We start from the raw sequence: 24,057 nt of genomic DNA, 5'->3' as shown, positions 1-24,057 counted from the left end.
ATATTTTGAATGAATTTTAAATTCATTCAAAATTATAATAACTTATTTAAATCTATACTATCTTTTCCTACAAATTTTTTTTCATCTGTTTTTTTTACTACCATTTTTGCAATCTCATCAGTTTCAACTGCAACATCGTGAGTTAAAGATGCTATTTTTGCATTTTGTTGAGTTTGCTCATCCAAACTATTTACAGCATCATTTATCTGTTCAATACCCATAAGTTGCTCTTTTGAAGAGTTTTCAATATCATAAATAAGTTTTGAAGAGTTTTTTATATTTTCATTTAACTCTTTATACCCTTCGATCATACTATTTGCAATCTCTTTACCTTGATTTGCTTTTAGTGTTGCATTTTCAACAATATTTTTTATCTCTTTAGCAGCTTCTGCACTTCTGTTTGCTAAGTTTCTAACCTCACCAGCAACAACCGCAAATCCTTTTCCAGCTTCTCCAGCAGTTGCAGCTTCAACAGCTGCGTTTAGACTTAAGATGTTTGTTTGAAATGCAATATTATCAATCACACTTATTGCTTCATTTATCTCAGATACTTGGCTACTAATCTCTTCCATAGAAGCAGTTGTTTGATTTGCAAGTTTTTCACCATTTGTAGAAGAGTTAAGAAGTTTTTGTGATAGTTGAGTCATTTTTGATACATTTTGTGAATTACTTCTAATATTTGATGTAATTTGTTCTAAAGATGCTGATGTTTGTTCAAGTGATGCTGCTGCTTCATTTGAACTTATATTTAATTTATCTACATTTGTAAGTAATATATTTGAGCTCTCATCAAGTTTTAATCCAATTGATTTGTTTTCAATTAACATTTGAGTAATTGAACCTCCCAAAGTATTCACACCATTTGCAAGTTTTAAAAGATGTTCTTTTAAATTCTTTGTTGATATTTTATTTAGATAGTTATAATTAGAGTATTGCTCTAATACATTTAATACATTTTCAATATTTGATTCAAGATTATTTGCCATTCTGTTTAATACATTTTTTAATTCCATTAATGCAGGATTTGAAACTTCAATATTAATTCTTTGACACAAATCACCATGTTCAAACTCTGATAAAACAGCAACTGTTTCATCGATTAGTTTTCTATCCTCATCTGTTGCTTTTTTTGCTTTCTCAATATTTTCATTAATCTGTTTAGCCATAATCCCAAACTCATCTTCTGAATCAATAGCAATTTTTTCAATATCATTACTCTCTTTATTTAAATATTTAAAAAATGACAATAAGCCATCTTTGATTCTTTTAAGAGATTTTAGTGAGATTGTTAAAGTTATAAAAATAGATATAGATATTACAATTAAAGTTATAACAGATAATGTGATTATTAAATACATAAGTTTATTTGCATCTTTAAAAATTTCATCTGAATTAACTCCACCAACTAAAAGCCAATTCCATTCATCAAAATTTTTAAATACTGTAAATTTTTCTTCATCATTCCAAATATATGTAAGGTCACCATTTTTCTTATTTAAAATCTCTTTTACAATATAAACTCCATTTTTATCGGAAATATCTAAACCAGATTTTTTGCTTAATGTTGGATGAGAGATAAACTCTCCATATTTTTTATCATTTAAATTTGAGTTTAAAATATAGTAGTAACCACTTTTTCCTATAACTCTATTTTGAATAGTTTGCATTAAATCATTTAAATCAGAGCTAATATCAGAACCTATAAAAGCTATTGCAATAACTTCATTATTTTCTATTATTGGTATATATTTTGTCATATACTCTTTGCCAAACAATAAGGCTTTTCCTAAGTAAGTTTTACCCTGTAAAACACTTTTGTATCCAGGATGATTAATATCTAGTTTAGTTCCAATAGCTCTTTGTCCATTCTCTTTTTTTAAGCTAGTAGATACTCTAATAAAATCATTATCTTTTCTAACAAATATTGTAGCAATAGAGCCATTAGTAATTTGTGTAAATTTATCAACCAAATCAAAATTTAGATTTACTAAATTTCCATTTATATATAAAGCAGGAGTTTTTAAATTTTCAATCTCTATGTTTTTTGAGTTATCTATTTTAATATCATTTAACATACTTAAAAATATATCACCAGATAAGTTTGCGCCACTTTTTGCAACTTTATTGAAAGTATTTATATTTTCTATTAGTAAAGACAACTCTTTTTGAACAGTTTTTTCAGTATTATTTTTTATCATTTCAAAACTATTATTAACAACTAAAAAAGTTAATATAGCCATTGAAATAGATATTGATATTATTGATACAGATACTACTTTTGCAATAACTGAATTTTTTATAAAATTCATTTTAATATCTCCGCCTATTTTGGTTAAATTTTTTTGACCGTAATTATAGGCAGAATTTAATTTAATATTAATAAAACTCTAAACAATCTCTCTTTTTATACTCTCTTTTAAGCTACAAGTTATCTCATATGTTATTGTATTGTGAAGTTTAGCCAACTCTCTTACATCATCAAAAAGACAAACTTCTTCTTCATTGCTATTTATAGATAAGTTATCCATAGAAACACGACCTAATATTTGAAAACCTTTTGGTGTTGTGTAGTTGTGATTTTCATTAAGTCTTAAAAAACCATCTCCATAACCTATATCATAAGTTGAAACTATCATATCAGCACTTGCACAGAATTTTCCACCATAACCAACACTTTGATCTTTTTTTAAAGTTCTACTTGCCATTTTTGATGCCCAAAGGCTCATTACAGGTTTTAGTTTTGGAAAATCAAATGGTAAATCATCTTCTAAATATCCATAAGTTGCAATTCCAACTCTAGCAAAATCTTCGTTAAGTTCTTCAAAATTTCTCTCTCTAAAAAGTGCAGATGAGTTGCAAGAGTGAAAAGTAGGGATTGGTAGAAAAAGTTGTTCACATACCTCTTTTACCTTAGCTTTTGCTTTGGAAAAAAGTTCTTTTTGGAAGAAAAAATTTGTTGATAATTCATCCGCTCCTTTATGATGTGTGAAAACCCCTGTAATATTGGCTTTTTGTTTCAAAAGCCCTAAAATAGCCACTTCTATGTCATCTATTGATATTCCATTTCGGTGCATTCCTGTATCTATTTTGATATGAACATTGCTATTTTGTGGGATTTTTTCTATGTTTTCAAGAGAGTTTAATGCCATGTGAAAAGTATGTGAATAGTTGTGAAAAACTCTAGGAGCTAGGATTAAAATATATGGAAAAAAGTCCTTTATTTTTTGTGCATCTTCAACACTTCTTACTACTGCTTTTGTAATACCAAACTCTTTTGATAATTTCGCAATTTCAACTATTCCATGACCATAAGCATTATCTTTTAAAACTACAGCAACTTTTTCTTTGCTTGTTGTTTTTTTACTAATAACTTCAAGATTGTAAAAAAGATTATCCTTGTTTATTAATATCTTCGCCACTTTTTTCCTTTTTAAAATAATCAAATATATTTTTTGAATCAACTTCATTTAAAACAGTTTTTAACTCTTCTAAACTTGCACTTTTTATCTTTTCAAACTCTCCAAAATATAGAAGAAGTTTTTTGATTTTAGCTTCGCCTATTCCACTTATTTGTAAAAAAGATATCTCTTTATCCTCTTTTCTTTTTTGTTTTTTGTGAAAACTAATAGCAAATCTGTGGGCTTCATCTCTTTGTCTTTGAACAAACTGTAATCTTTTATCACTTGGAAGAAGATTTAAGCTTTTGTATTCACCATTTTCTTTAAAATGGACTATATCTTTTGCATTACCTTTTGCTCTATAGGCTTTGGCATCTACTTTTTGTTTTGAAATCGCAATAATATCTAAATTTACCCCAATACTTTGTACAATATCAAAGGCTAGTTTTAGCAAAGTTTCTCCACCATCGATAATCCATAAATCAGGAGCTGGATTTTTTGAAAAACTCTCAACTCTTCGCATTAACATCTCTCTCATTTGTGAGTATTCATCTTTTGATTCAAGGTTGTAGTGTCTAAAAGCTTTTTTGTCAAAAGAGCCTAAATCTTCATTCCAAACAATCATAGCTCCAACTGTTGCTTGTCCCATTAAGTGAGAGTTATCAAAACTTTCTATTAAGCTAGGAGCTGTTTGTAGGGAAAATAGTTCTTTTAACTCTTCATATATAGTTGTTTGATTTTTTGAAGCCTCAACTCTTAGAAGTTCATCACAGTTACTTAATGCAATTTTTACGATACTAGCTTTTTTATCTATTTTTGGATTTATTACTTTTATCTTTTTATTAAATCTTTTATACAAAAACTCTTCAATATCATCTAAATCTAAAATTTCATCAGCTAAAATAATCTCTTTTGGGATAATTGGAAGCTCATTTGAGTAGTAGTTTACAATAGCTCTTTTGTAGGCTTCATTTAAATCAAACTCTAAATCATCATTTATTTTTATAAAATCATAATTTGAAGATGCAAGTTTTCCATCTCTTATAAACATTCTTACAATTACAGCTTTCTTACTAGCAGATTTTATAGCAAAAATATCCAAATCTTCATTTGTTGCTAAATCTATGCCTGTTTTTATTTGAGATTTTTCAATAGTTTTTATTCTATCTCTTAAATTTAAAGCATCTTCAAAACGAAAATCATCTGAATATATTTTCATTTTCTCTTTTAGTTTTGATAAAAGTTTTGATTTATTATATATATAAATCAAAGCTTCATCTAAAAGTTTTTTATACTCATCTTTTGTTATTTTCCCAACACATGGAGCTTTACATTTTCCTATTTGGTAAAATAGACAAGCACTTTTTCCTTTTATACAAGATTTTTTTTGCACCAATGGAACTATTTCATATATGCTATCTAGCATATCTTTTGCACCACTTGAGTAAGGACCAAAATATTTTATATTTTTACCTTTTTCTATTTTTCTTGTAATTTCAAGTCTTGGAAAATCTTCATTTAAATCAATATAAATATATGGATAGGTTTTATCATCTCTTAAAAGTATATTGTATTTTGGTTTTAGCTGTTTGATTAAAGAGTTTTCAAGTATTAAAGCATCATGTTCATTTGGAACAACAATCCACTCTACAAAAGTAGTTTCACTAATCATCTTATATATTCGTGGACTTAGCTTATCAGCAGGTAGGAGTTTTGGTGTAAATTTAAAATAAGATTTTACTCTATTTTTTAAAACTTTTGCTTTTCCAATATATAGTAAATGACCGTTTTCATCAAAATATTGATAAACTCCAGAATCATTTGGTAACTCTTTTAATTTCTCTTCTAAATTCATTTTGAAATAGTAGCCAAAAACTCTTTTTATAGAGTTTATCTTGATGTGATTATTTTAAATAAAAGATATAAAAAAAGCCTAGATAAAAATCTAGGCTTTTATAAATTAATAAATAGAGAAATTTACTTCTGGCTATTGTTTTCCTCTTCCTCTTTTTTTAAATCTTCGGCAATATTTCCCTCTTTTTCTCTACTTAATCTAGAAATTAATACATAAAATAGTGGGATAAATACAATTGCTAGGAATGTAGCAGTTAGCATTCCACCAATAACTCCTGTTCCAATAGAGTGCTTACTAGCAGCTCCAGCTCCACTACTAATTGCAAGAGGCATAACTCCAATAGTAAATGCTAGTGAAGTCATAATAATTGGTCTTAATCTTACTTTTGCAGCTTCTAAAGCAGAATCAATTAGATTGTATCCCTCTTTTCGTTTTTGAAGAGCAAACTCTACAATCAAAATTGCATTTTTAGCAGCCAATCCAGCAAGAACTAAGAGCCCAACTTGGAAATATATATTGTTATCAAGTCCTCTTAAATTTGTAGCTAAAATAGCTCCAAAAATAGCAAATGGTACAGCTAAAACAACAGCAATTGGAAGTAACCATTTTTCATAAAGAGCTGCAAGAATTAAAAATAGGAATATAATACCAAAGATAAATGCTTGAGCAGAACTTCCACCAATTTGTTTTTCTTGATAAGCAGTTCCAACCCAAGATATTGTATATCCTTGTGGTAAAACCTCTTTTGATACTTCTTCAATAGCTTTTAAAGCATCTCCAGAACTATATCCAGCAGCTGGTTGTCCTGAAACTTTTGCCGCTTGGAAAAGGTTGAATCTTTCTATAATATCAGCTCCAACTTCTTTTTTCAAAGTTACAAAAGCATCTAAAGGTAAAAGCTCACCATTTGATGATTTTACATAAATATACTGCATATCTTCAACATTTGATCTGTATGTATCAATAGCTTGCATATTTACTTTATATGTTCTTCCATAAAGTGAGAAATCATTTACATAAAAACTTCCAAAAGTTGCATTTATAGTGTTATAAATATCGTTTATATTTACACCTTTTGCTTTTGCTTTTTCTGTATCTACATCCATTTTATATTGTGGAATAGTTGCAGATAATGAAGTTCTAACTCCCATTAGTTCAGGTCTTGTTTGTGCTTTTTGTATTACAGCATCAACAGCTTTTTGTAAATTTTCAATACTTCCACCTGTTCTATCTTGAACATACATATCAAATCCACCTGTTACACTCATACCCATAATTGCAGGTGGAATAACAGCAAATGAGAATCCTTCGCTAGTTCCCATTAGTTGTCCACTAAATTTCTTTAAAAGTGCTTGTGCTGATTGACTTGAATCTGGTCTTTCATCCCAATCTTTTAATTTAACAATAGTTGCAACTGTGTGTGTTCTTTGAGCACTTGTTGTAAAGTCATAACCAGCAAGTGTTATAATATTTTTAACATTTGGGTCTTTTGAAATAATTGCATTTATCTCTTCTGATAATTCAATAGTTCTTGATAAAGATGAACCTGGAGGATTAAATCCAAAAATAAATATTGTTCCTTGGTCTTCATCAGGAACAAGTCCTGTCTTCATACTTTTAAACATATCATAAGATATAAAAATTAATCCACCAAATAACAACATAGATATTAAAGAGAATCTAATAGTTTTTTTAACTAAAAGCGAATAACCAACAGTTGCTTTATCAAACATAGTATTAAACCATTTGAAAAAACCTTTTGGTTCATGTTTTTTATTTTTTAATATTCTTACACATAATGATGGTGTTAAAGTAAGAGCAACAAACCCTGAAATTAAAACGGATATAACAATGGTAATAGCAAATTGTCTATACATCTCACCACTTAATCCACCCATAAATGCAACAGGTACAAAAACAGCTCCAAGTACTAAAATAATAGCAATTAAAGCTCCAGTAACCTCTTTCATAGCAGCAAAACCTGCTTCTTTTGGAGTTTTACCCATCTCCATATGTCGTTCTATATTTTCAATAACAATAATAGCATCATCAACAACAATACCAATAGCAAGAACAAGTCCAAAAAGTGTTAAAAGATTTATACTAAATCCAAAAGCATACATTCCTGCAAATGCACCAACTATAGATATAGGAACAGCAATTAAAGGAATAATAGTAGCTCTCCAGTTTTGTAAGAACAGATATATTATTAAAATAACTAAAATAAGTGCTTCAACAAAAGTTTTAATAACTTCGTTTATAGAAGCCGTAATAAAATCTGTACTATCATAAGGAATAGTATATGTCATATCTTCAGGAAAGTTTTGGCTAGCTTCTTCTAAAGCCTTTTTAATAGCTGCTGCTGATTCTAAAGCATTTGCTTCACTTTGTAAAAATACACCAATAGGTAAAGAAGGGGCATCATTTAATCTTGTTTGCATACTATAACTACTAGCACCAAGCTCAATTGTAGCAACATCTTTAAGCTTTAAACTACTTCCATCAGGATTTGAACGAATTACAATATTAGCAAACTGTGTTGGATTATCAAATCTTTCTGGAGTTTGAATTGTATATGTGTACATTTGCTTATTTGCAATTGGTTCAGCTGCAATTTTACCAGCTGCATATTGATTATTTTGCTCTTTTATAACAGCAATTACATCAGTTGTAGCAAGAGAGTATTTTGATAGTTTTGAAGGGTCAAGCCAAACTCTAATAGAGTAATCTTTTGCTCCAAAAATCATAGCATCTCCAACACCTTCAACTCTTTTTAGAGTTTCAACCATATTAAGTAGTGCATAGTTTGATAAATATATAGAGTCATAAGTGTTATTTGGAGATTGAAGCATAGCAAATAGAAGAATACTAGGAGATTTTTCACCAACTACAACTCCAACTCTTTGAACTTGCTCAGGCATAGATGAAAGTGCTGCTTGAACTCTATTGTTTACATCAATTTTTGCACTATCAGGATCAGTTCCTACTTTAAAATATACATTAATTGATAAGTTTCCACTATCATCAGCTAAAGAGTTCATATAAAGCATATCTTTAGCACCATTTATTTGTTGTTCAAGAGGAGCTGCTACTGTTTTAGCAATAGTATTTGCACTAGCTCCTGGATAATTTGTGCTTACAACAATTTGAGGAGGAAGAACTTTTGGGTATTGTTCAATTGGTAAATTGAACATAGAAATAAGTCCAACAAGGAAAATAATTATTGATAAAACTCCCGCAAAAACGGGGTTTCTTATAAAAAATGCTGAAATCATAACTATTTCTCTTTATCTACAATTTGAACTTTTGTGTTAGGTCTTATTTTTGCAATATTGCTAATAATAATTTTCTCACCACCTTTTAAACCACTTTTTACTACAACACCTTCTTTGATTAAATCACCAACAACAACAGGCGTAGGTTTTGCAATATTATCATCTCCTACAACAATTACAACAGTTGCTTGTGCTGTTTTTAAAATAGCATTTTCAGGAACTACAAAAATATCTCCTAAATCAAGATTTGAAATTTCAATTTGTGCAAAATTTCCAACAATTATTTCATTGTTTGGATTATCAATTTTTGCTCTTACAAGAAGCGTATCAGTATTTGTATCAATTATAGGAGCAACAAAATCAATAGTTCCATTGAATAATTTATCACCTAAAATTAAATTAGTTTTTGCTTTATTTTCTCTAATTTGACTTATGTATTTATTCATATCCTCTTTTGGAAGAGAAAATTCAGCATGAATTGGATTTGTATTTGTAATAGTTACAAGTGTAGAGTTAGCAGAAGTTGTTCCTACTAAATCTCCAATATCTTGTTTTTTTATTCCAGCAATTCCATCTATTGGACTAGTAACATTTGTGTAGTTATATTGAATTTGTGCTTCATCTAAAGCAGCTTTTGAACTCTCAAATTGATAAGTATAATCATCAAATTGTTGTGCACTAATAGATTTTGAAGCTATCAAAGATTTTGCTCTATCAAAATCTTTTTTTGCTTTTGTAAAATTTGCTTTTTTTGAGTTTAAATTTGCTAAATAAGTATCAGGCTCTATTTTATAAAGAAGAGTTCCTTTTTTTACAAATTGCCCCTCTGTATAGTTTTTTTCTTTTAAAGTTCCAGGTACTCTTGCAATAATATCTACTTGCTCAACAGCTTTCAAAATAGTTGGATAAGTTTTACTTGTAGTAATATCTTTTTTTTCTGCTTTAAATACTTGCACTGGAAGTGCAGGGGCTTCATTTGCATTTAGATTTGCAATTGCTATGCTTGCCACAAAAAGTGACATTATTGATTTTTTTATCATCTTATATACTCCTGTAATTTTTCACCACTATGGTAAATTATTGTTGCTTTTTTTACTTCTAAATCATTTATAGCTTTTTTATGTTGACTTATTGCATCAAATTTTTCTGTTAAACTTTGTAAAAATGCAACATTGTCTATAAGTCCATTTTCAAATTTTGATTTAATTATTTCATAAGTACTTTGAGCTGCTTTAAGAGTTGCTTCCGTTGATTTAATTTTTGCTTTTGCAATATTATATGACTTTAAAGCTAGCTGTAAATCTACATCTGCTTTATTTTTCTCATACTCAAAATTTGATCTACTAGCTAAATACTCTTTTTGTTTTGATTCATATTGATATTTTGTTTGACCAAAAGAGAATAAATTCCATTTCATATTTGCACTTGCAACATTTTGGTGATTGTTTATATCAGTATCATTGCTTTTTTTGTCGTAATTATTGTCATAATAGTTAAATGTATTATCCAAAGTTACAGTTGGCAAATATCCACTTTTTTGTGCTTGGGCAATACTTTGTTTTGATTGAGTTACAAAATCCAAAGCTTGAATATCAAACCTAGGGTTTTTTTGTATCAGATTATTAATATCTTCAAGTTTTGAACCATCTGTTATTGATACTTTTGTTCCTGTAATATATTCAAGATTATGTGTAATTGTAATAATATTTAATTCAATTTCTTGAAGCTCAACAATAGAGTTTTGAAGTCTTGAAACTATTTTTTGAAGCTCATCTTCTGTTGTAGTTCCTGCATTATAAAATCTTCCAATTCTATCTTCTTGTGCTGTTAATTGTTCTATCTCTTTTTGTTTTGTATCTTTTTGTGCTTCAAGAGATAGATAATCAAAGTAGTATTTAATAACAGTTAGTGATAGATCATTTCTTAATGCATCAAGTGATTTTTCACCACTTTTTATATCAGTTTCATATCCATCATAAATATCATATTTTTTTCCACCATCATATAATAAGTAGTTTACACTACCATAAGCATTAGCCCCTTTTTTGGGTGTATTTGGGTATTCGTGTTCATTTACTGAGTATGAAGCACCAGCATCTAGTTTTGGTAAATAACCTCTTTGTACACTTTTATACTCATCTTTTAATGCATCTAAATTTTGTTTAGAAGATTCAACTAATCTATTTTCAATTGTTAAATTTACTAACTCTTCTAAACTTTGACTATATAAAAATATTGGTACCAAAAAAGTAAAATATATCTTTTTCATTTTGCTCCTTTTAGAAATAAAGTAAAATTCTATCAGTTTTTTACTTAAATTTGTCTTGCTAGAAAGATAATTTTAATTTTAAATTAGATACAATTTTCACCATGAATAAAAAATATATAGATGAATTTTATAGTAGAGTTGCAAAAGATAAAAAGCATGATGTTTTTGCTTTTTCTTTACCAATGTTTTTAGTAAATAAACATATTTACAACGAATCAGAGAGTTTTTATAAAACTAGCTATGATTTGCTACATTCTGATATTGATGTTTTAGCATCTTTATATTTTAGCAATGAAAATCATTCACTTTCTCCAACAGAACTTTATGATGCAACAATATTTTCAAGTGGTGGTATGACAAAAGTTTTAAAAAAACTTGAAGATAGAGAGTTTATAAAAAGAGATGTTTCAAAAGAAGATAAAAGAAAGAGTTCTGTAACTCTTACTAAAAATGGAGTTTTTTTAATAGAATCTTGCATTTGTGAAACTTCAAAAAGATTAGAAAATCATTTTAAAGTATTAAGTCAAAAAGAGCAAAATGATTTAAAAAAGATTTTGTCAAAACTTATCTACTCGATGATTTAAACTAATATAAAATCAATCAGATGTTATCATATACCCTTGAGATGATACATTTTCAATCAAATCTTTAGATGTTTTTGCTCTTAATCTTTTTATAAAAGTTCTAACTCTTTCATCACTTATATTTTCTAATTCCCATAGATTTTCTTTAATATTTTCCATTTTTACAAGTATATTTTTGTTTTCTATTAGAAGATTTATAAACTCTTTTTCCCTTTTTGTAAGATTTATTAATTCACTATCTTTATATAAATTACAAGAGTTTTTTACAAATACAAAACCACCTTTTAAAGTATAGTTTTTCTCTTTATTTATCTTATTTGATAGCTCTTTTAAGTATTCAATAAAACTTTCAATATCAAATGGTTTTATAAAATATTTTGAAATTCCCAAATCAATTGCTTCTAAAAGCATCTCTTTTTGGCTGTAAGCACTTAAAATTATTATAGGAGTTTGTCTTTGACTTTTTATTATTTTGCACATTTCAAGACCACTTAGATTTGGCATAGAAATATCACTAATTACAATATCAGGTTTAAAACTTTTAAACTTTTTAATTCCATCAATACCATCTTTTGCAGTTGCTACTTTGAAAAAAAGCTCTTTTATTGAGTTTCTTATTAAATTTGCTAGTTTTTGTTCATCTTCAACTATTAAAACTTTTAGATTTTTCATACTGTTTTTGGAAACTTTAGAGTAAATTTTAATCCATTTGATATATTTTCATGCATAATTTCACCTTTAAAACTATTTTCAATAATTATTTTACAAATAAAAAGACCAAGTCCTGTTCCAATTGATTGATGTTTTGTTGTAAAATATGGTTCGTAAATTTTATCAAATAGTTCTTTTCTTAATCCTTGAGCATTATCAAGATATTCTAAATATACAAAGTTATCTTTTGTATTTGTGTAAGTTTTTATAGTTATCTCTTTTTTTGTAATATTTTTTTGTACAAAAGCATCTTTTGAGTTATTTATAAGATTTAATAGTACTTGAGTTAGCTCATTTTTTACTCCAAAAATCTCTAAATCTTTTACAATATCAAACTTAATATTAATATTTTCATCTTCTAAAACTCTATTTAAAATCTTCAAAGCTTCATTTATGCTTTGATTTATTAAAAAAACTTCTTTTTGTTTTTGTGGAGCAAAAAAATTTGTAAAATCATCAATAGTACTAGACATTCCTAAGATTAAATTTTTTGAGTTTAAATAAAGATTTTCAATCTCTTTTTTGTTCTCTTTTTCAAAAGCTTTTTTAAGATTAAATAAGCTTAAGTTTAACTCTGTTAAAGGTTGTCTCCATTGGTGAGCAATATTTCCTAGCATTTGACCTAAACTTGCCATTCTTGATTGCAAAAATATGATTTTTTGTTTCTCTTCTAGCTCTTTTTGAAGTAGTACTTCGTTTGTAATATCATATCTTATGGCTACAAATTCAACAATATTTTCCTCTTTTTCATCTAAAATAGGAATAATAGTTGTATTTAAATATATATCTTGCCCATTTTTTGATATATTTTTTACAGTAGATTTATAGACTTTTTTATCTAAAATAGTATTCCAAAGTATTTGAAAATTCTCTTTTGGAGTATGGGGATGTCTTATAATATTATGATTTTTTCCAATTAATTCATCTTTTGTAAAACCAAAAAGATTGCAAAACTCATCATTTACAAAAGTTATAATTCCATTTATATCTGTTTTTGAGACTATATTTGAATTTTCTATTGCTTTTTGGTAGTTGTTCATAAGTTTAAAATCCTATAAAAATTTTTCTATCCTATCAAAGAAGCTTTTTTTTGTCAATGATTTTAGAAACTACTCCACCAAAGCTTAAGTTTTAATCCAAAAGTTGAACTATATCCAACTTCAGTGAATTTTAGATTTTTGTTTTTGTCATAAATAAAAGTTGTAGGAAATGCTTTTACATTAAATTCACTAGATAAAAGACCATATTCATCATTTACGACTTTAAAACTAAGATTTTTATCTTTTAAATATTTTTCTATCTCTTCATTGCTTCCTGATTGAGTTGCTATTGTGATTACTTCAAAATCTTTTGATAATTTTTCGATATTTTGCTCTTCTAAAGCACATATTGGACACCAAGTGGCCCAAAAATTAACTAAAAGAGGTTTATCTTTTTTTATCTCATAATTTGAACCATCTATTAATTCAAAACTTTGGATAGAGAATTTTTCTTTGTTTAAATCTAGACCTTTAAAATAGCTTACTACGTTTAAAACTATTATAAAAAAAATTGTATATTTTATTAAACTTTTTAATATTTTTTTTATTTTTTCACTCATTTTTTACCTTTAAATATATTTTTAAATAATCTTTTTCAAACTATTTCTTATAATAATTGGAACAAAAAACATAGAAACAATATAAGATATTAAAGTTCCACCAATTAAAGCAACTCCAAGTCCACCAAATACAGCATCATTTGCTATTAAAGAGCTTGCAAAAACAAGAACTAAAACAGTTAAAATAATAGGTTTTGATCTTGTTGCTGCTGCTTTTGCTATAGCTTCATTTATTTCTAAATTATTTTCAATTACAAGTTGTTTTGCAAAGTCGATTATCAAAGTCGAGTTTCTTGAGTTAATACCAATTAAAGCAATAAATCCAATAAGACTAGTTGCTGTTAAATAAAAAGTATCGTTTGTAAAAATATCCATAATAATATGGGCAAAAATAACCCCAATAATAGATATAAAACTAGATAAAACAATTGCACCACTAAGAGCAAAATTCTTATAATAAACTACCATGAGTAAGAATATTAAAATTAAAGCTATGATAAAAGCTGTTCCTAAATCTATAAAAGTATCAATAGTTACTTGCAGTTCTCCATCAAAAACCAAATCAAATCTCTCATTTGTTTTTTTATCTATAAAAGATAGATTTAGCATATTTGTTTTTATTATTTCATAATCATCTGAAAAGCTTTTTATCATATCTTCTCTTGAGTTTAAAAGTGGATATATTTGGCTATCGTTTGAAGTTTCGGCTATTACATTTATTATTGGATTTAGATTTTTTGATGTAATTGTTGGCTCTTTTATAGTTTGTTTTATATTTACTAACTCAGAAATACTAATCATTTGTCCCATATTGTTCATAATTTTTAAGCTATTAAGTTTTAGATTTAAAGCATCTTTTGAGTTGTTTGATAAATTTCTTGAGTCATCAAGTCTTAAAAATATTGGAATTTGACTTTGGGCATTTTTATCATTTATAACTCCTAGAGGCATACCTTCAAATGCAAGATATAAAGTTGCTTTTAAGTGTTCTAAATCAACTTTACTCATAATTGCTTTGTTGCTATTTATTTCCAAAGTAAAAGTAAAAAAATCTTGTGAAGCTAAAATATCAATATCAACCAAAGTGTCTTGATTTTTAAAAATATTTGCTACTTTTATAGCAAAATCTCTTCTACTTTCAAAACTATTTCCACCATAAATTTCAGCTACAAGAGAAGCTAATACTGGAGGACCAGCAGGAAGTTCTATAAATTTTATAGTTGCTTCGTATTTATCTTGACAAGAGTTTTGTATTTTACTTCTAATATTTGAAATAAGATTGTAGCTTGTAATTTCTCTATCTTTAAATCTTTTAATATTTATCATAAGTTCAGCTTGATTTTCACTATTTTTTAAAGCACTTTGTTTTACAAGTCCTGCAAAATCAATTGGTTGACCTTGAGATATAAAAGCTGAAATATTTGTTATATTTTCTTCATTTTGCAGATTTTTTACAACACAATCTACAACTTCTTTTGTCTCATACTTACTTGAACCATCTTTTAAATCTACATAGATAGAAAAACTATCTGAATCTTTGTTTGGAAGCATTTTTGCTTTTACTATTTTTGTTGGAAAAGTTAAAATACTTAAGATAAAAAGTATTAAAGTAATAAGATATATTAAATTTATTTTTCTTTTACTATTTAAAATATCTAGTATAAATTTTTCTAATCTCATTTTTTACCTTTTAAAATCTTTTTAACCAAATAGGGTGTAAAAGCATATGCAACAAAGAGTGAAACAGCCAAAGATATAGGAACAAAAACAGGAAGAGGGTGCATAAACTCTCCCATCATTCCACCTACAAAAAACATAGGAATAAATACCATAATGATTGCAATAGTTGCTATATTTGTGGGGTTTCCTATCTCATTTGTTGCATTTATTGCTAGAGTTTCTAAATCCATATTTGGATGTTCAATTTTGTGTCTATGTATATTTTCTATTACAATTATTGCAGCATCAACTAGCATTCCTAGTGCAACAATAAGTGCAAAAAGTGTTATACGATTTACACTCTCACCTATCATAAATCCAATAAACAAAGTCAAAGATAAAATCATAGGAACAGTCAAAGATACAATAATTGCCTCTTTAAATCCTAAAGTAAAAATAAGTAAAACAAAAATGATTATAATAGAAATTAATAGATCTTTTATTAAAGCATTTACTGCATTATTTGCTGTATATCCATCGTCTCTTGTGATTGTAAAAAGTATATTTTTCTCTTGCAAAGATTGTTTTATACTATTTAAATATTCAAAAATCTCTTCATTTATCACAACACTATTTGCACCTTGTAGCTTTGAAGCCATTAGAGTAATTTGGCTATTTTCTTCAAAATTTCCATTTTCATCTTTTAGATAAATATAGGCATCTTTTTTGTTTTGTATATCATAAGATTTCTCTATTTGTGCTATATCTTTTAGATATATTGGAGTTTGAAAGTTGTAAGAGATTATTAGATTTTCCAAATCTTTTACATTTTCTATAGCTTTTTTTACCTCTAAAACTACCAAAGAGTTATTGTTTGTATTTGTGCTAATATTTGGAATATTAAAGTTTAAACTCTCAATTTGTTTCATAACTTGTGCAATTGCAAGATTATAAGAGTTGATTTTATTTATGTCAAGAAGAATATTAAATTGCTCCTTTTTTTCTCCTTTTAAATCTACTAAAGCTACATTTTTTATTTTATTTATCTCTTTTGAAATAAGGCTTACTTGTGTAAAAAGCTCACTTTTTGAAATTAAATCAATTCCATCTTTTTTTGCACTATAAAATGCTACTGTTGCTATTGGAATACCTGTGTCTATATCCATAGTTTTTATTATTGGTTGCATTGCATTTTTAGGCATTAAATCCATATTTCTCATAACTTGGTCATATAGTTTTAAGTTTGATTGTTCTTTATCTTCCCCAATAAAAAATTGTACTTGTACAACACCATAGCTATCATAAGCAAAAGAAAAAATATGTTCAACCCCTTTTATCTCTCTTATTTTTTTCTCCAAAGGCTCAATTATTACTTTTTGAATTTCACTAGCTTTTGCATCTGGTAAAGCAACTATTACAACTGCACCACTAACTTTTATTTGAGGATTTTCCTCTTTTGGCATAAATTGAAGTGCAAAATATCCTAAAATTAAAATAAAAATACCCAAAATTCCTGTTAATGGATGATTTATAAATATTTTTGCAATTTTTCCTGCACTATTTAAATTTTGATTCATTATTTATCCAAATCTATAGTTATTTTTGAATACATTGCTGGATAGATTTGAAAATCTTTTTTATCAAATGAGATTTTTATTGAAAATGAGTGAGCATTTGCAATATAATTTGGATAAATTGCTATAATTTTTCCCTTTGTTTCAAACTCTTGAGATGGAATTTTTATATCTACAACTTGACCTATTTTTATGTACTTTAAACTAGACTCTGCAATATTTGATTTTATTATTAAATCATCCAAATCTGTTAGTATTAAATGTGGCATCATAGGAGTTGCCATCTCTCCCTCTTTTATAGATTTTTTTACTACAAGAGCGTTATTTGGGGCTTTTACTTTTAGATAGTTAAAGTTTGCATTTAATTCACTTAATTTTGCTTTTGCTGTAATTAAATTTAATTCAAGTTGTTCATAATCAAATTTTGAAACTAAATCTTGGTCTAGTAGATCTTTGTATCTTTTTAAGTTTAACTCAAGATTTTTTACTTGATTTTTTAAAATATCACTATTATACAAAATATCTGTTGGGTCAATTTCGTATAAAATTTGCCCCTTTTTTACACTATCACCTTCATTTACATATATTTTTGTAATATATCCCATCATTTTACTTGAGATTATCTTCTCATTTTGCGATTCTACAATACCGTCCAACTCTAAACTATTTGCAAAAATAGTTGAAAAAGTTAAAAATATTAAAATTAAAAATCTCATTTATAATCCTTTTGTAGGTTTTGTCCTAAAACTAAATTTAATCTAGCAAGTGCCAAAGAGTTCTCATATTTAGCATTTAGAAGCATAGTTTGGCTCTGTCTATAATTTGTCTCTTGAGATAAAAGTGTTGTCATAGAGATTAATCTATTTTTATATTGAAGTTTTGCTTGATTTAAAACACTACTTGCTAATTCACTTGCAAGAATTTTCTCTTTTAAAATCTCTTGTTTTGCTTTGTAGTCCAAAATAGCTTTTTGCACTTCAAGTTTTATTCCATCTTGAAGTTTTTCAAAATCTAATTTTGCTTTTAGGTATTCAAGACGACTTTTTTCAAGATTTGCACTTCTAGTTCCATCAAAAAGAGTTAAACTAATACCTAAAAGCGCCATGTAGTAATCTTTGTCTTTTGAAGTAGAAAATTTATCATCATTGTATCCATACTCTAAATGAGTAAAAACAGATGGATAATATGAACCTTGGTTTACTTTTATATTTTTATTATTTGCTTCAATAGATATATTTTGTAAAGTTATTTCATCTCTATTTTTTAAAGCAATTTTGTATAAATCTTCAAACTCTTTTATTTCTAAATATGTGTTTTGTAGATTTTCTACATCGCTAATATTCTGATTTGAAGTTAAAAACTTAAGGTAAGCAAGTGATAGTTTAAAGTTGTTTTCGGCTTCAATTAAGTTTGAGTTTGTATTTAAAAAATGTAGTTCAGCTTCGTTTACATCTATTTTTGTAACAAGTCCATTTTTATGAAACTCTTTTGCTCCATTTTTAATAAACCCAATAGTATCTTTTGCTTTTTGCATAGTTTTTACAAAATCTTTTGCTAAAACTGCACTATTGTAAGCTTTTAAAACTTCAAATTCTAGAGTTTTTTTATCAAGATTATATAAAATTTCATTTGCTTTTTCTTGAAGTTTTAAAATACCTTTTTGGTGATAAAGTGCAAATCCTGTAAACAGAGGTAAATCATATGAAATATAAGAGTTGATGCTTGTATATGCTTCTGGATAGTTTAAATCTTTGGGAGCTGTGTTTATATCTTCATTCATTTGAGAAAATCCAAAATCTTTAAATGTTGCCTCTCTACTAGATAGTTTTCCCATAAAAACATATCCAGAATGATTTGTACGGCTAATATCACTATTTAATGAGACTTTTCCAAAGTTTAAACCATCAATAAAATCACTATTTGTTTTTGCAATATCTATATTGATTTTTTGCTTTTGTAAATCTTTACTATTTTCTATAGTTTGGTTTAAAGCCTCTTCAAAACTTATAGTTTGCGCAAAAGCTAGTTTTGAGATTATTAAAAATAGACATAATTTTTTCATATAAATCCTAAGCAAAATTTAGTGAAAAAATTATATCCAAAAAAATAGATAATTCAAAGTATAATTATAAATAAAAATTATAAAAAATATCTATAGATATATAAAAATTATTTATATATCTTGGTGCTCTTCTTTTATTTTTAATATATCATCTAAATTATCAAAGAATATATCTACAAGTTTAGGGTCAAAGTGTTTTCCTCTTTGCTCATTAATAAACTCTAAAACTTTTTCAATCTCCCAAGCTTTTTTGTAGCATCTATCACTTCCTAATGCGTCAAAAACATCTGCTAAAGCTGTTATTCTTCCAAAAATAGGTATATCTTCACCTTTTAAACTATTTGGATATCCTGTTCCATCATATTTTTCATGATGAGTTAAAGCTATTTGTGAAGCAACTTTAAAAAGTGGTCTATTTGATATTCCAAGCATATCATGACCTTTTTGTGCATGAGTTTTAATAATTTCAAACTCTTCATTTGTTAATTTTCCTGGTTTATTTAAAATAGCGTCAGCAATTGCAATTTTACCAATATCATGCATAGGACTTGCAAGCTCTAACATATCAATATCATCTTCACATAAACCATAAGCAGCGGCTAAAATTCTTGAGTATTTTGCAACTCTTTTAATGTGTTCTCCAGTTTCTTTGGATCTAAACTCAGCAATAGAGCCCATAGTAAAGATAACCTCTTTTTGAAGTTCTTCTATCTCTTTATTTGCTGTAATATCTTCTCTAATAGCAAAATATCCTATATGATTTCCTAAGTCATCATATTCAGGTTCAAAATCAGCAACTACCCAATAGTATGAACCATCTTTTCTTAAATTTTTTATCTCTATAGTTATTTTTTCTTTTGCTGCTAACTTATCCCAAATCTTTTTAAATGTAGATTTTGTCATATCAGGATGCCTTACAATACTGTGTGGTTGTCCCAAAAGTTCATCTTTTGTATAACCACTAATTTTACAAAAGGCACTACTTGCATGAGTTATTCTTCCTCTTAAATCAGTTCTTGAGAATATTACATTTTTATCATAAATATCAAGTAGTTTTTCAAGTCTGTTTTGCTGCTCTTGAATCATTTTTGTCTTGATTTTTACATCATTATCAAGCTCTTTTGCATACATAGTTTTTAGAAGATATAAAAATACTATAAGATATAAAATTGAGAATATTATAACAATATATAAATATTGATTTTTAAAATTTATTAAAGATGAATAATCCAATCTATTTTTTTCAAAAAATAGTAAAAATAGACCCATATCTTGACCATTTGTATCTTTTATTTGTAAATTTGTAACAATGTATTGATCGAATAAAAGATAGTTTTCAATATTTAAAAATTTATCAACACCTCTTCTTTCAATATATTTTAAAATAGATTGGTTTGCATCTATATTTGCTATATAATTATCACGTATGAATATTTTACTAAATGGCTCAATTAGTTTTTTACTTTTTTCACGACTTAAAATAAAAATGGGCTCTATTTTTTCAAATTTTAAGTTTTTTGATATAGAGTTAAATTTTGAAATAAACTCTACAAAACCTAAAAATTCACCATTTAAGTCATAAATTGGATTTATAGCTTTTAAAGTTAAGTCAAACAATCCTGAGCTTATATTTGTAATTGGTTTTGGATTTTTTATAAGTTCATCTAAATCTGTTCTAACATTTGATAAGTCATCACCTGACATATTTTTCCAAGATCTATAAAAACTTTTACCCTCTTTATCAACAATTTGTAGCCAAAGATTTTTGTAATCACTGTTATCATGTAAAAATAATAGAGTATTATTATAATTTAGTAAGCTTTTATTTTTTGTTTTTAAAGCATTTATAAGATTTTCATCTTGACTTAAGATAAATGCCATATTAAGCGTATTATCCTGTTTTCTTTTTATTTCATCTGTAAAAAGTTTTCTCATTTGAATACTTTTTTCTAAAAATATCTCTTTTGTTATCTCCTCTTTTTTTGGAGAGTAGTAAAAATAGTATGATATAGATAGAAGTACTAAAAAACCTATAACAAAATATAAAATTTTTTTCATATATAAAACCTGATTATAAATTATTTATTTAAAGGATTGTGCTAGATTTCCAATTATAAGTAACCAACCGTCAACTATAATAAAGAAGATAATTTTTATGGGCAGTGATATCATAACAGGTGGCAACATCATCATACCCAAACTCATCAAAATTGAAGCAACTATAATATCTATAATTAAAAATGGTAAGAATATCAAAAATCCTATCTCAAATGCAGTTCTTAGTTCACTTACAATAAATGCAGGCATAAGTAAAATAAGTGAAACATCTTCTATATTTTTTGGATTAGGTTCTTTTTTTATTCTATAAAATAGTGCTAAATCTGATTCTCTAGTATTTTTTATCATAAAATCTTTAAACGGGGCAACACCTTTTGTAAAAGCTTCTTGATATGATATTTTTTCATCCATATAAGGTACAATACTTTCATCCCAAGCCTTTTTTCCATACGGTTCCATAATAAAAATTGTCATAATAAGTGCAAGAGAAATTATTATTTGTGTAGGTGGGGATTGTTGTAAACCCAAAGCCTGTCTTAAAAGTGCTAAAACAATTATAATTCTTGTAAAAGATGTCACCATAAGTAAAAGCGTAGGAGCAAGAACCATAAGAGCTAAAATAACAGCTATATTTATAGTTTTTACAAATTGTATTGGTTGATCTACGGCTGCAACTGAAAGATTTATCATTGGCAATGGATCTTGTGCAGCAAATAAAAATAGTGATGAAAAAACTAGTGAAAAAATTATCTTCAAATATAAATCCTAAATTAAATGGTGTTTATTCTATCTAATATATGATTAAATATTACTCTAATTCTGTTATATATCCTAAGTCATATAATTTATCAAAAATTCTACTAGCAATTCCACCTGTGGCACTTCCACCACCACCACCATGTTCTTGTATTATTGTTACTACATATTTTGGATTTTTATATGGTCCATAAGCAGTAATCCAAGCATGAGATCTTTGAAAATACTCCATTTCGCTCTCTTTCATCCTTACTTTTTCACTTTGTGGAATAGATACAACTTGAGCTGTTCCTGTTTTTGCTGCTATTTTTACTTTTGAGTTTATATATCTTTTTGCAGTTCCCGATGGTGAGTTTGCAACGTCATACATTCCTTCTTGCATAAGTTTTATATGCTCTTTTTTAAAATCTAACTCTTTTGGTTCTTCATAAGCATCTTTTGTTAAGTGTGGTTTTGGAAGTTTTCCGCTTGCAAAAAATGCTGTAAATCTTGCTATTTGTAAAGGAGTTGTTAGCATATTTCCTTGACCAATAGAGCTAATAACAGTTTCACCAATGTACCAAGGTTTTTTTAATCTTTTTTCTTTCCACTCTTTATTTGGATTAATACCTACAAATTCATTGTTTAAATCTATTCCAGTCTTTTCTCCAATTCCTAATTTTCCTAAAGTTGCAGACATTTTACCAATTCCTATTTTTAAGCTGCCTTTGTAGTAAAAATCATCGCAACTTTGCTCAATTGAACTTCTAAATCCAATATGACCGTGGCCTGTTGTTTTCCAACATCTAAAATTTCTATTTCCAATTGGTAAAGAACCACTGCATTGAACTGTAAATTTATCACTTATACCATTTTCTAAAAATGATAAGGCAACTCCCATTTTAATAACAGAACCAGGAGGATACAGACCATTTGTAATTTTATTTGTAAATGGATGATTAAAGTCATTCCTCATAATATTCCACTCTTCTTGACTAATTCCTCTTGCAAAAAGGTTACTATCATACTCTGGAAATGAACCTGCTGCTAATATTTCACCATTATTTGCATCCATAACTATAACAGAACCAGCTCTATCTACAAATAATTCTTGAATATATTTTTGAAGATTAACATCGATTGTGATTCTTACATTATTGTCATTTGAAGGATCTTTTTGTTCTATTACTTCAATCTCTTTATTTAAAGCATTTACTTTTGTATCTTTAAATCCCAATGTTCCTTGCAGTTTTTCATTATAGTATCTCTCAATTCCACTTTTACCTACAATTCCACTATATTTTGCTATTTCATTGTTTGCAATATCTAATTTTGAAGCTTTACTTACATAACCTATTATATGTGCGGCTAACTCTTTGTGTGGATAGTGTCTTTTTGAAGAAGATTCAATTCTTATATCCTCTTGAGTTGCTAAAAATGTGTATCTTGAAAAAATCTCTTCATAAGGAACATAATCAATAACTTTTATAAATTCGTGATTATAGGGCGAATCATCTCTTAAATAATCTTTTATTAATTTATTTTTATCATATTGTGGAAATTGTTCTACTACAATATCTATAAGTTTTTCTAGTTTTGCTCTATATTTATCAGCTCTTAAATGAGGCTTTATAAGAATAGAAAATCCTATTTGATTTAGAGCTAAAGGTTCTCCATTTCTATCTTCTATTACACCTCTTGTAGGTGCTAAATATGTTTTTTTAATATAGTTATTTTTTGATAACTCTTCATAATAAGTGTTTGATTTTATAGATAAAAAATATACTCTTGAAAGTAGCGTAATAGCAATAATTCCAATAAAAACATAGATAAGTGTTAATCTAAAATTCATAAAAATATCCCAACTAAGATTAAATCTATAAATAGATTTATTAAGAGAATAAAACTAAAAAATGAGTCAAAATTAAAGAAAATATACCAAATAATACCTAAACCAATGTAAAAAAAGATTATGTATAAAAATGTATTCATCTTATTTTGTTCATATCTTGGAACTATAAAAAGATATACAAAATATGATAATAAAGATAGAGAAAATGGTTTAAGTCCCATGTTTAATTCAATAAATAAAAATGCAATTATAACAAATGCAAAAGAGTAGTAATATTTTTGTTTTAAAGTTCTATAAAATGCAGTTGAAATAACTCCCGCAAATAAAATAACTAAAAAATGAGTAGAAGCTAAAAAATTTATACTTACCGCAAATAGTAGTAAAAATATTAAAAAAACTGGATTGTCTATGCTATTTTTTACCAT

At 26.9% G+C, this 24,057-nt stretch carries 18 protein-coding genes; 1 reads left to right on the top strand and 17 read right to left on the bottom strand.

Annotated elements, in window-relative coordinates; genetic code table 11:
• Positions 1-32: 32 nt before the first annotated feature.
• From CJ670_RS06535 to CJ670_RS06510, 6 genes are all read right to left on the bottom strand, one after another.
• Positions 33-2,309, bottom strand: coding sequence for a methyl-accepting chemotaxis protein (locus CJ670_RS06535; RefSeq protein ID WP_105939340.1), 2,277 nt, complete (start codon positions 2,307-2,309; stop codon positions 33-35).
• Between the two features lie 78 nt (positions 2,310-2,387).
• The gene (locus CJ670_RS06530; protein ID WP_105939429.1) at positions 2,388-3,419 is read right to left on the bottom strand and encodes an alanine racemase; all 1,032 of its coding nucleotides are present in this window, start codon (positions 3,417-3,419) and stop codon (positions 2,388-2,390) included.
• Positions 3,391-5,253, bottom strand: coding sequence for an excinuclease ABC subunit UvrC (uvrC, locus tag CJ670_RS06525; protein WP_105939339.1), 1,863 nt, complete (start codon positions 5,251-5,253; stop codon positions 3,391-3,393). Before uvrC ends, CJ670_RS06530 begins: the two co-directional genes overlap by 29 nt.
• Positions 5,254-5,375: 122 nt before the next feature.
• Complete coding sequence (locus CJ670_RS06520) at positions 5,376-8,528, bottom strand: efflux RND transporter permease subunit (protein ID WP_105939338.1); 3,153 nt, start codon at positions 8,526-8,528, stop codon at positions 5,376-5,378.
• Between the two features lie 2 nt (positions 8,529-8,530).
• Positions 8,531-9,568: an efflux RND transporter periplasmic adaptor subunit gene (locus CJ670_RS06515; protein ID WP_105939337.1), complete on the bottom strand. Its 1,038-nt coding sequence runs from the start codon at positions 9,566-9,568 to the stop codon at positions 8,531-8,533.
• The gene (locus tag CJ670_RS06510) at positions 9,565-10,797 is read right to left on the bottom strand and encodes a TolC family protein (RefSeq protein ID WP_105939336.1); all 1,233 of its coding nucleotides are present in this window, start codon (positions 10,795-10,797) and stop codon (positions 9,565-9,567) included. The genes CJ670_RS06515 and CJ670_RS06510 overlap by 4 nt, the downstream gene beginning before the upstream one ends.
• A 101-nt stretch (positions 10,798-10,898) precedes the next feature.
• Here CJ670_RS06510 and CJ670_RS06505 point away from each other — a divergent pair, with 101 nt between their 5' ends.
• The gene (locus CJ670_RS06505) at positions 10,899-11,381 is read left to right on the top strand and encodes a MarR family winged helix-turn-helix transcriptional regulator (protein WP_105939335.1); all 483 of its coding nucleotides are present in this window, start codon (positions 10,899-10,901) and stop codon (positions 11,379-11,381) included.
• Between the two features lie 12 nt (positions 11,382-11,393).
• On the opposite strand, the gene CJ670_RS06500 is transcribed toward CJ670_RS06505, so the two are convergent.
• From CJ670_RS06500 to CJ670_RS06450, 11 genes are all read right to left on the bottom strand, one after another.
• Positions 11,394-12,053 (bottom strand): response regulator transcription factor, encoded by a 660-nt coding sequence (locus CJ670_RS06500; protein ID WP_105939334.1) that lies wholly within the window; start codon positions 12,051-12,053, stop codon positions 11,394-11,396.
• Entirely contained in the window at positions 12,050-13,132 is a 1,083-nt protein-coding gene (locus CJ670_RS06495; protein ID WP_105939333.1) for a PAS domain-containing sensor histidine kinase, read from the bottom strand. Before CJ670_RS06495 ends, CJ670_RS06500 begins: the two co-directional genes overlap by 4 nt.
• A gap of 62 nt (positions 13,133-13,194) precedes the next feature.
• Complete coding sequence (locus CJ670_RS06490; protein ID WP_105939332.1) at positions 13,195-13,692, bottom strand: redoxin domain-containing protein; 498 nt, start codon at positions 13,690-13,692, stop codon at positions 13,195-13,197.
• Positions 13,693-13,713: 21 nt separating this feature from the next.
• Entirely contained in the window at positions 13,714-15,372 is a 1,659-nt protein-coding gene (locus CJ670_RS11060) for an efflux RND transporter permease subunit (RefSeq protein ID WP_105939331.1), read from the bottom strand.
• Complete coding sequence (locus tag CJ670_RS11055; protein WP_105939330.1) at positions 15,369-16,928, bottom strand: efflux RND transporter permease subunit; 1,560 nt, start codon at positions 16,926-16,928, stop codon at positions 15,369-15,371. Before CJ670_RS11055 ends, CJ670_RS11060 begins: the two co-directional genes overlap by 4 nt.
• Complete coding sequence (locus tag CJ670_RS06475) at positions 16,928-17,641, bottom strand: efflux RND transporter periplasmic adaptor subunit (RefSeq protein ID WP_105939329.1); 714 nt, start codon at positions 17,639-17,641, stop codon at positions 16,928-16,930. The genes CJ670_RS11055 and CJ670_RS06475 overlap by 1 nt, the downstream gene beginning before the upstream one ends.
• Positions 17,638-18,987, bottom strand: a complete 1,350-nt coding sequence (locus CJ670_RS06470) for a TolC family protein (protein ID WP_105939328.1) — start codon at positions 18,985-18,987, stop codon at positions 17,638-17,640. Before CJ670_RS06470 ends, CJ670_RS06475 begins: the two co-directional genes overlap by 4 nt.
• Positions 18,988-19,098: 111 nt before the next feature.
• Positions 19,099-21,045 (bottom strand): HD domain-containing phosphohydrolase, encoded by a 1,947-nt coding sequence (locus CJ670_RS06465; protein WP_105939327.1) that lies wholly within the window; start codon positions 21,043-21,045, stop codon positions 19,099-19,101.
• Between the two features lie 24 nt (positions 21,046-21,069).
• Complete coding sequence (gene fliP / locus CJ670_RS06460; RefSeq protein WP_105911252.1) at positions 21,070-21,801, bottom strand: flagellar type III secretion system pore protein FliP; 732 nt, start codon at positions 21,799-21,801, stop codon at positions 21,070-21,072.
• Positions 21,802-21,853: 52 nt separating this feature from the next.
• The gene (gene mrdA, locus CJ670_RS06455) at positions 21,854-23,632 is read right to left on the bottom strand and encodes a penicillin-binding protein 2 (protein ID WP_105939326.1); all 1,779 of its coding nucleotides are present in this window, start codon (positions 23,630-23,632) and stop codon (positions 21,854-21,856) included.
• Positions 23,629-24,057, bottom strand: coding sequence for a hypothetical protein (locus tag CJ670_RS06450; RefSeq protein WP_105911250.1), 429 nt, complete (start codon positions 24,055-24,057; stop codon positions 23,629-23,631). The genes mrdA and CJ670_RS06450 overlap by 4 nt, the downstream gene beginning before the upstream one ends.

It is taken from the genome of Arcobacter cryaerophilus gv. crypticus (assembly GCF_002993025.1).
GTDB classification, from domain to species: domain Bacteria; phylum Campylobacterota; class Campylobacteria; order Campylobacterales; family Arcobacteraceae; genus Aliarcobacter; species Aliarcobacter cryaerophilus_B.
This window is presented reverse-complemented; position numbering and strand designations above follow the sequence as displayed.

Bases quoted from the DNA above. Each gene is read 5' to 3' on its own strand.
- CJ670_RS06510 (WP_105939336.1), bottom strand. From the start codon at position 10,797: ATGAAAAAGATATATTTTACTTTTTTGGTACCAATATTTTTATATAGT.
- CJ670_RS06495 (WP_105939333.1), bottom strand. From the start codon at position 13,132: ATGAACAACTACCAAAAAGCAATAGAAAATTCAAATATAGTCTCAAAA.
- uvrC (WP_105939339.1), bottom strand. From the start codon at position 5,253: ATGAATTTAGAAGAGAAATTAAAAGAGTTACCAAATGATTCTGGAGTT.
- CJ670_RS06505 (WP_105939335.1), top strand. From the start codon at position 10,899: ATGAATAAAAAATATATAGATGAATTTTATAGTAGAGTTGCAAAAGAT.
- CJ670_RS06470 (WP_105939328.1), bottom strand. From the start codon at position 18,987: ATGAAAAAATTATGTCTATTTTTAATAATCTCAAAACTAGCTTTTGCG.
- CJ670_RS06500 (WP_105939334.1), bottom strand. From the start codon at position 12,053: ATGAAAAATCTAAAAGTTTTAATAGTTGAAGATGAACAAAAACTAGCA.
- CJ670_RS06515 (WP_105939337.1), bottom strand. From the start codon at position 9,568: ATGATAAAAAAATCAATAATGTCACTTTTTGTGGCAAGCATAGCAATT.
- mrdA (WP_105939326.1), bottom strand. From the start codon at position 23,632: ATGAATTTTAGATTAACACTTATCTATGTTTTTATTGGAATTATTGCT.
- CJ670_RS06450 (WP_105911250.1), bottom strand. From the start codon at position 24,057: ATGGTAAAAAATAGCATAGACAATCCAGTTTTTTTAATATTTTTACTA.
- CJ670_RS06490 (WP_105939332.1), bottom strand. From the start codon at position 13,692: ATGAGTGAAAAAATAAAAAAAATATTAAAAAGTTTAATAAAATATACA.
- CJ670_RS06520 (WP_105939338.1), bottom strand. From the start codon at position 8,528: ATGATTTCAGCATTTTTTATAAGAAACCCCGTTTTTGCGGGAGTTTTA.
- CJ670_RS06465 (WP_105939327.1), bottom strand. From the start codon at position 21,045: ATGAAAAAAATTTTATATTTTGTTATAGGTTTTTTAGTACTTCTATCT.
- CJ670_RS06535 (WP_105939340.1), bottom strand. From the start codon at position 2,309: ATGAATTTTATAAAAAATTCAGTTATTGCAAAAGTAGTATCTGTATCA.
- CJ670_RS11060 (WP_105939331.1), bottom strand. From the start codon at position 15,372: ATGAGATTAGAAAAATTTATACTAGATATTTTAAATAGTAAAAGAAAA.
- CJ670_RS11055 (WP_105939330.1), bottom strand. From the start codon at position 16,928: ATGAATCAAAATTTAAATAGTGCAGGAAAAATTGCAAAAATATTTATA.
- CJ670_RS06475 (WP_105939329.1), bottom strand. From the start codon at position 17,641: ATGAGATTTTTAATTTTAATATTTTTAACTTTTTCAACTATTTTTGCA.